Source organism: Shewanella sp. 4t3-1-2LB, assembly GCF_017368415.1.
Lineage (GTDB): Bacteria > Pseudomonadota > Gammaproteobacteria > Enterobacterales > Shewanellaceae > Shewanella > Shewanella fodinae.
This window is the reverse complement of sequence record NZ_JAFNJD010000071.1, coordinates 1-9,673: the sequence shown is the minus strand read 5'-3', so window position 1 is coordinate 9,673 and position 9,673 is coordinate 1. Positions and strand designations below refer to the sequence as shown.

The window sequence follows — 9,673 nt, the reverse complement described above, 5'->3', positions numbered from 1 at the left end:
GCAAACACACAGGGGAAAACATCGAACGTGAACACTTAGGAGATAACAGTTAAAGTAAGCTTGCGTTAGGGAGCAAGGTGTTCACGTTCAATCAGAATAGCCGTTCAACTTCGCCGGAATACGCAGCAATACCTAATATACGGTGGCATGCTATCCCATCCACGGTTAGTCATTTTTAAAAGTCAAACATATCTTGTTGAGCTTCTTTACGTTGCTTACCTTCCACCTCAATCAATTTTTTCAACAGCATCTGAACAGTGGGTAATTGATGCTCATCTGGGGTTATGTAGAAAGAGTCGGTCTTTAATTCGTTTTTTGGCGAATGATATGTGCGAAGCAAGGTGCCTCCCTTTCCATCCTCTACGATAGAAATTTTGATTTTGCTAGATTCAATCATATTCTTAATTTTTGTTTTGAGTATTGTTTGAGCTTTAAAACGGAACATGCAGCAATTGAAACCTGCCGCTTTGGGATCAATTGAAAATACTGGAATGATGTCGCCGAACTGGAATTCTTCATTGACGGCAAATATGGCCAAGGTTGAATCATCGATATATAGGATCGCTTCATCAGCTTTTCGAATTTCCTTATTGTTTAGCCATTTTCTAACCATTTTCCTGAAAGTGTAGAAACTCACAAAAAGACATTGTTTTTCGGTAAATATTAATGAGTTTTTATGATAAAAGTTTTCAATACCCGTCATAATACAGGTGATTGCTTGCCTTTGTGTTTTAAAGGTGATTTCTTCTCCCTGCTGAGCCATTTCAATGACGTCTACTCCCGGCTCATCACAAAGCGTCGACAAGAGAGTCGCAGCAGTCGGATTAAGGACCACATCAAACGGTAATTTAATATGCTCAGGCAGCTTGGTTTCTTCAATTACGCCGTTACGCAGGGTCCTTGCTTGTCGTTTGTCTTTGTTGATCTCAAAAAACTCAAAGGGAAGATTTGCTATAGCCTCTTCACAAATGGCTTTACCGGTATTTGGTGAAAATTTGTTTGTCGGACGTGACTGGATGTCTCCAAGATAATTTAATTGTTGTTTATCAGCCGCTTTACATCGCCATCGACGTACGCTTGAATGACCCCCTTGATTTTCAAATCCAGGCGTGAGAAACAAAACTTCGAACCATTTTGCTTCACTCCCTGTCATTTCAATGTCTAAAACCATATCTTTTTTGGAAGATGCAGAGTCATTCATCAAATCTTTTAAAAAGCCACCATCAATTGAAAACTGTGTCGCTTGTAAAGCTGTTGATCCGGGTGCCAGTGGTACAGTGCAACACGCATTGGTGGGTTTTTGACCGGTTAATATTGTGAGTGTTTTCTCGGCTGGATTGACGATAAAACTGACTCGGCAATACTGGTATTTTGTATCAATATTTTCGACGGCAGTTTTGAGCACACTGAGCTCTTCAATCGGGATAACAAGCTTCATGATAATTCCTTATTTGATTGAATTTGAATTAAAAATTGGTGTGTAAAGCGCATAACGCTTTCAGACGTTTCGAATTTTGGAGAAAGGCATACGGTTAATTGTGTTTGGCCCAAGGCATGTTTTTTTACGGTAATTTTTTCCTTTCCCTGGCAAAACTGAGTTCGCAAAATCATCTCCTGCCGGTCACTTCGAAGTTTTCGGTTAGTGGCAAGTTCGAAGCTACAGGTGAGCCACTGCCATTCCTTATGCCGGAATACTTTGCTAAAGGCTTGGGCATTTTTGACGTTACAGGCCAGCTGCATGACTAGCGATTTTTCATCTGAACTGAGCTCGACTGGCGGCAGGGTTTTTAAGGCGGTAATGCAGGCTTTTTCTACAGCTTTGCCAGGATGTTTAGCCCCTTGACACCACACTTGACTTAACGAAATAAAGTCAATGCGTTTAGCGGCTAACATCTGTCGGAATAAATAGTTGATGAAATTGCTCTGGCACTGAAGGATAGAAGTTTGCCAGCGCTGATAATGATCACCATGAAAGGGGGGGTGCTTCGGGGCTTTGGTTTTAAACACCACGCTTCGTAAACAGTCTTCAGTCAGGACAACCTTTTCAGCGCGCTTAGCGTCAGTTGACTTATTCGCGTACGCAGGACTGATGCTGGTAAGGACTCTGGAGAGATCATTCGATGCCGGCGACAAGCCCAATAGATAACGCAGTTCCTGATGTGAATATGCTGTTGGGGTATATCCACAATGGGCCGGGCTGACGATTGGTAAAAGCCATTCAATATCATGTAGATATGAGAATCGGGTCGTGGCGTAATGGGCATGGCCAATTTGCCCACACACTTCATCTAGCAACACCCCATGGTTGACTCGGCTAAATGGCCTTCCTTCTAACCAATATTTAAAGCGGCAGTTTATAGCCTCATTGGACATCAGCTCTTGTTCCAGTGGATGTGTACCGATTCGATACCCTTTGGGCGTTTGGCTGACGCCGCGCAACGCCTGGATCATCAGCAGATGTGCACCGCTGTGACGTAAGTGGTGGAAAGTGACGAGTCGCCCTAGGATTGCTTTGAGTGCCCGCGTGACAGGTAACAAGTAGTACAATTGACGGGAATAAAACGCTTCCCCCTCAAAGCCGATGAACGGACTATCCCCATCACAGCCCGCTTTAATAACGAGTGCGGCTTTAAAAAAGTTTCGATAACACGTTGGAATAATGGTGTGCACGACTCTGGAGTGGCCGCTTTTGGTCTTACCTTCCGCGGTATGCGTGACCCGTATCGTTAGTAAACCGCTGTTACTATCGAACGAGAAATCACGATTTCTGAGACGCGTTACTTCTCCGCGTCTCAGCATGCCGAAATTGCCGAGTAGGGCTGCGAGTACTGCAAACAAATTGCGTAGGGGATTGAGACTCGGTGCCTCAACGAGTGCATTGATAACCGCATCAAACTCCGGCAATTCAATACGAAACGCATTGACCGTCGGGACTGTAGTCGGCGCGGTAAACGTGGCGAGGTCCAGTGTTTCAGTCAGCTCCTGAACACTCATAAACTTCAAGAAATAGTAGACCATTAGCTGGCTCGACTCGCCCTCTACTGAGCGGTAGAGCGTTGAAGCCCATTGCAACAGAGCCTCTTCATTGGTTGCATCAGCGTACGAAAGCGGAAAAGGCTCAAGCCATTTGATCAGGTTGGTATATTTTTCGATGGTGCTAGTTGCCAAACTACTCTTTTTCACGCCGCCGTATACCAGTAAATCTGCGGTATAAAGGTAAAGCATCTTCGGCAGTATGTTTTCTGCATTCCATGGTGGCTCTACGATCGGGTGTGTTGAAGCCAGAAACGATTTGAGTAAGGGCGTGTGAAGCCATTTCAGTTTCTTATTTTTGACAATGGGGTTTTCGTACCAATTGAGATCCCAGTCAACATCAAAAAGATGGGTAGTGCTTTGAACCGTGTGCTCTGTTGAAAAGCCGACATGCCTCTCTGGGTAAGAGAGGTCTTTCAAGAGAAGTGCTGGAATTCTGTAATGTGTAAACCATAAAATTTGAAATCGATATTGCCAGTTAAATGACATACCTTCGGGCAGCTTTCGCTTTGCAGACCAGTGATTAAGGACAGAGAGTATTTGATCTTCGCTAATCGCTTTTACGTGACTGGCATAGAAGTCATGCAGCACGCGATAGCAGAACAGGGAAAGGTAATAGTGTGTGTAACGTTTCTCTTCCCCTGCATTATGAAGGGCGTGGTATACCCGCAGTCGCGGTTGATCATCACAATTAACTATTGAATCTGCATTACTTAAAATTTGGGCAATATGCCTTAATGTCAACGGGGCGACTTCAAAGGCAATGACCAGGATGGCAAGTTCAAGGGGGACTGATCCACACTGAGCATAGATTTGGCACTTTTCAGCCTCGTAGCGGGTGAATATCTTGCCAGCATTTCCAGCTTCGCAAGCGATCTGTGAAATCCACTGATTATCACGATCAACCAATCGCTTTTCAGCTTCTTCGGGAAGGTCCCAAAGACATTCTTCTTTGAGATAACTCAGAATATGATCAAGCGCGTACCGATAATGCCGTTGTTTTCCCGTGGGAACGGTACTGATAACTTTGATGATCTCACGGAGCTCAGCTTTATCAATTTGGCGCGCTTGTTTCTCTTCGATCCTGAAACGCTGCAAGACCCAACTAAGATTATCGACGTTGGCACTTATTCCACTTTTACACCATAGAACATCGGCAATTTGCGCGGCTAACGTATTGATCTTATTCTCACACATAGTGCATCTCCTTTAGCTGTAAGCTGACAGGGACGCTGTTGAGATAATTCATTAATGCATTAACCGTTTCCGGAAAAATATTATCGCTACCGAGGTGCTCTCCATGATTGGAATGGCCCATAAGACGGTCAATATTGTCATCAAAGAGGCGATAGGGCGAGGTACAAGTAAAGGCGAGTCCACAGAAGGCGTGCCGAAGCTGGTAGGGGACAACACCAGGCCAGATATCATTCATTACCTGTCGTAATGAACGATTTGAAAGACTGACATGTTGTCCGTGACTGTCGATATAGAACCAGAGAGAAGCACTTTCGTGAATGCTGGGAAGCGCCATACGGATAACTGTTTGTAGCGATAAATAGCGTTTAATTTCAGCTTGTAAGTAAGAGCAGATCCATACTGTGCGAAGTCTTCCCTTATCTTTGACATACGCGATATCTCTTCCGAGATAGTATTTCCATTCAAGCGTGATCCCGTGAGTTGGTCTCACCCCTGTGAGCAAAATGAACAGGAGGGCAATGCGATCAGTGGCAGCATTGTAATAAGCAAGCCAGTCTGTACTGCTCTGGAGATCAAGTGTGGTTGGAACATTACCAAGCGGTCTTAAATCACATACATACTGATGAAGCCGTGCAACGAATTTGCAAACTTCATTTACTTCAACAAAGCGACGACTACCAACGGGAATTGACGGACAAGCAACAAGTCGTTGTTGCCCGTTCGCAGTATCCATCTGATATTGCACAATCAGACCATTCCCCGATACGTACTTCGCGAGTTTAGGTGTGGCCGAGAGCAGACTGAATGACAGCTTTTGAGTATAAACGGTGTAGCGTGCTTGTAGATGTTTGTCTCCAACAACAGTTGCTGCATCAATGATCCTTTGCAGATATTCATTCTGGGCTTTAAAAATCTTGGAGCGAATGCGATCACTTTCCAGCCTCTGATAGGCACCGGCACTACGATGATGCGCTTCTTCCCCGATCATTTGCCTTCTGACAATCGCTGTGAGCGTGTTATCCGCCAAAGCACAGTGCTTGAAGTAATCCAAAAAAATGTCTTTGTCACTGCGTGGTAAAGTTGCCAATGTCTCTGGCGTTTTCCAGGGGGTGGATAGCAAAGCAAATAGTTGCGCCTTTGCTTCTGCATTTATGAGCGGCTTTTCATAATGCTTATCCCTAGCTTCATCACTAATGACAATCTGAAAAAATTTATTGAAATACTGTGGGATGGGCTGCCACAGATATTCAATTTTGTCGTCTTTCAGATATGGGTGTGCATATTCACACCAGGAAACGGTGTTGTCATATACCGTACGCATAGCATGTTGTTTGCACGGCTCAGTGCTAGGAAGAGAAAAGAGACTTGGTATATCGTCGGCAACCTTGATGTTGCCCCAGCTTCCGGTCAGCCAAATATAGAGAGCCGTTAATGTCATACCAGCGCGGGAGTGTGGACTAACGTATGCGAGTTTACTGAGTAGGATAGACAGTGTGACAGCGCAGGAAAGCGCTTCTGGATACACTCCTCCCGAATTTTGGCTCCGATTATAGCGTGCTAATTCGTTTGAACTGGACATCTACACCTACCTGGTCTGTCGGCACCATGTGTTAAGTTTTAAAAAGCAATAGCAAGTCGTCCGAGAATGCGTTCCCAGGTTAAATAAATTGATGGGTGCTAACGGAAAGTCTGAGGTTACATCAATTCAGTTGACTATATTTTTTATACCCTAGTCGAAATGATGCTGTAAATAAATTTTTTATAATTATTTAAATTTTTATAAGCCTTGAGTAACCGTGAGTATTAAAGAGGTCACGATTAAAGCAATGCATTAAGGTATGTTTAGTCGAGGTTATCTCCTCTGAAGGTTGAATAAAAAACTAAATTTTCCGTGTAATTGTTCCTGCCGATATCTCATCATATTCAGTTTGTTCTTAATAAGATTATGCTTTAGCAATGCTTTTGGTGTTTTGTGAATGTAATAGTTTAAAATCAATAGCATATGTTTTTTATTGGCATTATATTTTTAGTTGGTACCATGAAATTAGCTGGTTCAGTACTCTAGTACACATGTGCGTTATACATTATCGAGATGCCGAAAAGAAAAAGTTATGGCCAAATAAATTGCGTTATCAGATACCAAATTTTTTATGTTATTTGGTACATAAAATAAGAAAATTAAAACATGTACTTTTATTTCCTAAATACTCTCAGTGTTTAGTGATAAATAAGTATATTTGACTGTTTTTTCCACACTTCGACCCCAAATTGGGGTCGAACTTCGAAATGGTAGTGTTATTTATGTAATATTTTGAAATTTATTTTCAATGGTTATTGATTAGTAAAAGTAATGAAAAATGGGAAAATTTGCACTTTCAAAACACAATTCCGGCGCCGAACTAGACAGCGACATAAAGTCGGCACACAAAAAAAATAATGAAAGCTATTTTTTGGCTTATATCGGATGCGTTTCTAAATGACAGAAAATTTCAGGTGGTTCACTGTGAGTTCTGAACTTGTGAACAATCAAATCGATACGATGTTGGATGTCACTTATTGGCGGATATTGTGTTTGAAATTAGCAACTCACATGCCGATAACTTGCACCAAAGGAAAGCAAGGTGCATTGAGTAGCGAAAAGCCTTTAGAGTGCCAATAATCACGACACGGACTGTAATCGCCGTAGGGAAGGGGAAGTACGAGTGGGCTTCTCGAAAACCAAAATTGACTGACATGCCAGAGGAATGACCACTGACACGAATGTTCGACACATGCTCAAGGGGGCGTTATCGGGACAGTCTAAAAGAAAAAAGCCGCCGATAAGGCAGCTTTTTCATTTCGAGCTGGTAGCGTTGGTTAGTCGCTTTAACTCAGACCTCGATTGTGCGTTTTTACTAAGTTGACGTGTTCCATTATGGAGACTCATGCATTTGAAGTCAAATGACCCCAATGGTTTGTATGTTGGCACAGAAAAATCCATACATGTTGACACATTTCAACTTGGGCGTTTAGCTGGGCCTCTAAAGCATAAATGACTTATCCACATTTTTGGTGGATAAGTCGGTGCATTTTTGGATAACAAGCAGCCAAATCTCTGTCTCAAGTATTGATTGATTTTTAATCATGTATGTTAACTTGTACTCAAAATTGATCCACCATTTGCACCGTCATGTGACCAATCTAGGATAACTTAACATATTGATATGCATTCATTGATGGTGAGATCTGTGGATTAGTTCCACATGCAAAATATGGTTTGAATTGGCTCAATTTTGAACGCAATTTAACATACGCCAGAACTGAAGGTATAGCATGGCGCTTGGATCACAATATCTTTATCATTATTCAACGCCAGCTTAGTCATTTCAGAATCATCCAGGCCCCAATCGCCCTTGTCTAATCTACTCAAAAATAATGCAAAAATATCTTGCTCAACTTTAGACATTTGAGATTGAGAAAAAACAAGTCGATGTGATTTTTTGAAAAATTCTGACGTTAGTTGCGACATTTTAACGGTAGCCACTAAGGGGGAATTCTGAGTTGTCATAGGCGCTATCCCTAATTTATAAGTCTTTTTATGACTGAATTTTCCGGAATCACCGGAAAAAAAGGTACTAATTGGGCTTTCTATGACTGAATTTTCCGGCCAGACCGGAAAAAAAGGTACTAACTGGGCTTTCTATGACTGAATTTTCCGGCCATACCGTAAAAATGAGTGCACTTGTTAAATTGCACTCAAAACTGATCCACCATTTGCACTGTCATGTGACCAATCTAGGGTAACTTAACCTATTGATATGTATTCATTGATGGAGAGATATGTGGATCAGTTCTACGTGCAAAATATGGATAGAATTGGCTCAATTTTGAACGCAATTTAACAGGCGTAGGGAAGTCACCAGAATATAACCAACATTTATCCGACTACCACATATAATCCCATTACAAGCGGATTATAATAAGTTAACCCTCATCCATTCTATATAATCCTGCCATGTGAGGATTAATGACATTTTTTATGAACGATTTTGCATATAATCCTGTTATATTAGGAATATTATTTGATATTAAATAATTAACTGCTATATTCCTGCTTTGTGCGGATTAATATGCGCGGAGGTGAGATAGTGAACGAATCTAACAAAGCTTATCGGGATCCCATGGCTACCGGCAAGGGAAGAAAGGTCAAGCCAACTCCAATGCCAAGCGACAATGAAATATTCACTGCCAAGGTTTTTGGTCAAGCGATCCGGTCTGGTAGAACCCATCAAAACATTTCTCTTGTGGATGCGGCGAAAGATATTGGCGTTCATAAGGACACCATGACGCGCATTGAACAAGGTGATGCGAAGGTATCGCTAGGCAATTTCCTTAGCGCTATGGAAATTGCTGGATTTACACTGAAAATCGTACCACTAGAAATAAAGGTGGATGAAGATGGACAATGGTTCTAACACTCTCAGTCTTGATGCATTCATTGGCCAATCGACTAAGGTTGGCACTCTTTGGGTGAAAAGGGACGATGTATTAACTTTGCATTTTGAATACGATGAGAAATGGATGGAAACGGGGTTCCCGCTCTCCCCTCATTTGCCATTTGGGCAACAGATCACAAGCTCTACAATCAAAAATTACCTAGAAAACTTGTTCCCTGAAGGTCGTGGATTCGAAATGATGCTGGAGAATACTACTATCTCACGGCATAACATCTTTGCCTTAACAGAGAAAGTAGGACACGACACAGCAGGTGCCATTGAATTTAGGCCAACTGGCGCACAGTTAACGCCAACCAATTACCGCGTCATATCGGATGCGGAATTGAACTCTAGAGTTGAGCAGTTGGTTAACTTCAACAGGTCTATAGCGGATTGGGATGGCAAAACCCGTCTTTCTGTAGCAGGGGTACAAGATAAACTAAATTTGCTGTACATGAACGGCCAATATGGGGTTGGAGATGGCAGTCTTTCCTCAAACGTGATTGTGAAGTTTGAAACTGGAAAATCACCATGCATCGTTGTGAACGAATATTTCACAACGACATTGGCAAAATATGCGGATCTGCAGGTTCCCAAAGTCTCAATAGCTAATTTTGGTAACTATCGGGGGCTAGTCGTTAGCCGATTTGATAGGAAAGTAGTTTCAAATACTGAAGTGGTAAAACGCCATATTATTGATGGATGCCAAATGTGCAATTTGCCATCAGCGTATAAGTACGAACGTAACTTCGGCGATGGTGTTGACGTACAGCAAATTAGGGATGGGGTTTCATTTCGAAAGTTGCTCGATCTAGACGTAAAGGATAAAGCGATTTACCAAGTGCATATTCCGGAGTGGTCCGGACACCGATTCCGGGATTATCCGGACACTCATTCCGATTTAATCCGGACACCTTTTCCGGAATAAACCGGCCATTTTTCCAGTAACTCCGGAATCCCTGTCCGGT

General features: G+C 42.4%; 6 protein-coding genes. 2 read left to right on the top strand and 4 right to left on the bottom strand.

Annotated elements, in window-relative coordinates; all coding sequences use genetic code 11:
• Positions 1 to 175: 175 nt before the first annotated feature.
• The 4 genes from J3L11_RS18065 to J3L11_RS18050 all read right to left on the bottom strand — a co-directional run bounded on the left by J3L11_RS18065 (position 176) and on the right by J3L11_RS18050 (position 7,777).
• Positions 176 to 1,438 (bottom strand): hypothetical protein, encoded by a 1,263-nt coding sequence (locus J3L11_RS18065; RefSeq protein ID WP_207571883.1) that lies wholly within the window; start codon positions 1,436 to 1,438, stop codon positions 176 to 178.
• Positions 1,435 to 4,230, bottom strand: coding sequence for a site-specific integrase (locus tag J3L11_RS18060; protein ID WP_207571882.1), 2,796 nt, complete (start codon positions 4,228 to 4,230; stop codon positions 1,435 to 1,437). The genes J3L11_RS18065 and J3L11_RS18060 overlap by 4 nt, the downstream gene beginning before the upstream one ends.
• Positions 4,223 to 5,809 carry a site-specific integrase gene (locus J3L11_RS18055; protein ID WP_207571881.1) on the bottom strand — a complete coding sequence of 529 codons (1,587 nt, stop codon included), beginning with the start codon at positions 5,807 to 5,809 and terminating at the stop codon, positions 4,223 to 4,225. The genes J3L11_RS18060 and J3L11_RS18055 overlap by 8 nt, the downstream gene beginning before the upstream one ends.
• A 1,704-nt stretch (positions 5,810 to 7,513) precedes the next feature.
• Positions 7,514 to 7,777: a hypothetical protein gene (locus J3L11_RS18050; RefSeq protein WP_207571880.1), complete on the bottom strand. Its 264-nt coding sequence runs from the start codon at positions 7,775 to 7,777 to the stop codon at positions 7,514 to 7,516.
• A gap of 580 nt (positions 7,778 to 8,357) precedes the next feature.
• Between J3L11_RS18050 and J3L11_RS18045 the strand changes: the two genes are divergently transcribed.
• Entirely contained in the window at positions 8,358 to 8,684 is a 327-nt protein-coding gene (locus tag J3L11_RS18045; protein WP_165900186.1) for a helix-turn-helix transcriptional regulator, read from the top strand.
• Positions 8,668 to 9,633 (top strand): HipA domain-containing protein, encoded by a 966-nt coding sequence (locus J3L11_RS18040; protein ID WP_207571879.1) that lies wholly within the window; start codon positions 8,668 to 8,670, stop codon positions 9,631 to 9,633. Before J3L11_RS18045 ends, J3L11_RS18040 begins: the two co-directional genes overlap by 17 nt.
• Positions 9,634 to 9,673: the final 40 nt, after the last annotated feature.